The 2,100-nt window shown below is 42.7% G+C and carries 2 protein-coding genes; one reads left to right on the plus strand and one right to left on the minus strand.

Features of this window, described 5'->3' with window-relative positions; genetic code table 11:
- A partial coding sequence (locus LC574_RS37215) for a PEP/pyruvate-binding domain-containing protein (RefSeq protein ID WP_368736788.1) occupies positions 1-1,066 on the minus strand: 1,066 nt, incomplete at its 3' end.
- Positions 1,067-1,547: 481 nt separating this feature from the next.
- On the opposite strand from LC574_RS37215, the gene LC574_RS37220 reads away from it, so the two are divergent.
- Positions 1,548-2,000, plus strand: coding sequence for an MgtC/SapB family protein (locus LC574_RS37220; protein WP_229458638.1), 453 nt, complete (start codon positions 1,548-1,550; stop codon positions 1,998-2,000).
- Positions 2,001-2,100: the final 100 nt, after the last annotated feature.

Raw genomic sequence — 2,100 nt, forward strand, 5'->3', positions numbered from 1 at the left:
CAGTTGCCACAACACGTCCTCCTGCCGCCCCTAGTCCCCTGATGAAGTGTCGGTGGTGAATTAAATGGGGAGAACTAACTTGTGTTATGTAGAGCTTGCCAGATGTTGTTTGCCCGGCGATAGTCCATTTAATGGTAAAGCTTTCACCCAGTTCACTCACTAGTTGAGTTCCCAGAGCAATTATTTGTTGTATGTATTCTTCTTGTAAAGCGTACTGTTTTTGTTGGGCTGACTCAATTAGGTAAGTACTTAGACAAGTGTGATCTGGTGTTAGCGCTGAGTTTGGCACAGGTTGCGAAAAAGCTCCAGGTGCTGCATCATCCACACCATAAGCGAGCATTTTATTGCCCAACTGTTGCTCAAGCACAACCCCGGTTGCCTGTTGAATGTAGTAAACATCTGGCTGGACTTCGCCAAGAGCGATCGCAATTCCTAATCCCCAAGTAGCTTCAATTTCCCAGCCGGAGGAGTTGGCTTTGAGCAAGCCACTGGCGATCGCATTCTCAACAGGTTGAACCAAAACTGCTAAACTGATTTGTTGCAGGTTAATTCCTGAGTGCTGCCAATATAGTAGACTTCTAGCACGAAATATCTGGCTCCAAGTACGCTTTAGGGCAAAAGCGATCGCTTCTGGTTCGCACTGGCAAAACACCGACTCTAGCAAACCAGATATATTCTTTATACTTGGCGTAGCAGTTGATACTGCTAAGGTAGGCCGAAGAATCAAACAGTTAGTTTGCCATTCTCTAGCTGCTTGGAAAATTGTACTCACCCAATCCTGTGGCACAGTCGCAGTGAGAATTTCTTGGCGCAAGCGACCAGCTACCTGCTGAAGTTGACGCCAATTAGCTACATCTAGGTGTAACGAAGAATGGGGTAAGTCAGCTACTAATGACTCTGAACTATTGAGATTTTCGAGAAATTGTCGCAAAATCTCTGCCGAAACGACAAAACCAGGCACCACAGGATAGCCACGCTGCATGATTCTGCTCAAGTAAAACGCTTTGTCGCCTACTTTGGCGCGGTCTTGTAGTTTAATTTGGTCTAGCCAGTAGAGTTTGTCCACTCAATTTGTTAGTTGTCAGTTGTCTATTTGTAGCCATAGCCATTTCCTCCTGGTACATTTTTGACCAAAATAATATCTTATTGGTAAATACTCCTAACAAGGTAAGAGATTAAGTCGTACAAAAAAAAGTATTCCCCAATTGATAGAATCCAAATATGATATAGGCTATTAAATTGCACTCGTTTAATTAAACTCCATCAATAAAAGATTAAAATATTTTTGCACTATTTTTGTAAAAATATTACTAATTAACCTAATATAGGTCGGCGGAAATAAACCACCATTTCATTACAGCCAGAAAGCCCAAAATTAAAGCCTGCCTGACTTTTAACTTCCGCCTTGCGGTACTAGTAGCTGTGGCGAAAGTTTGCCTACCTTTAACAATGGGATTTTGCCCGAAGTCTTGTTAATTTATATATATAGTAATTAGATTTATACCGTGCTGTACTAATATATAAAATTCTCTACACCAGACTAAGCATTGCCAAACACTTACTACCTTGCAACTAATGATTGGCTAAATATCAGCTTCAGGCTGTGCCTTGCATTGCTTATTGGAGCAATTATCGGCTTAGAACGTCAAGTTAGGCGTAAACCAGCCGGTTTAAGAACTCACATGCTGGTGAGTTTCGGTTCAGCCGTGTTTACTCTCATAATTATGCAAACAGATGGGTCACAGTCCAATCGTGATGCAATTAGCCGCGTGATTCAGGGGATTGCAGCCGGTGTAGGATTTCTCGGTGCTGGAGAAATTGTGCGTCAATCTTCTCAAGAATCACAGCGACTTGAAATTCACGGACTGACATCAGCAGCAGCTATTTGGGTTTCGGCTGCTTTGGGAATTGCTGCTGGCTGTGGTTTGTGGCAGTTAGCATTAATCGGTGCTTTGCTTACTTTTTTGGTTCTCATATCATGTCCGATAAATTACTTGTGATAAGTCAAAAGCGAGTGGAACGAAGTGAAACGAAGCAATCACAACGTCTGGAGCGATTGCTTCACTCCGTTCGCAATGACAACTGTTTAACCGGACGTGA

Origin of the sequence: Nostoc sp. CHAB 5715, assembly GCF_020829685.1 — a bacterium.
Lineage (GTDB): Bacteria > Cyanobacteriota > Cyanobacteriia > Cyanobacteriales > Nostocaceae > Nostoc.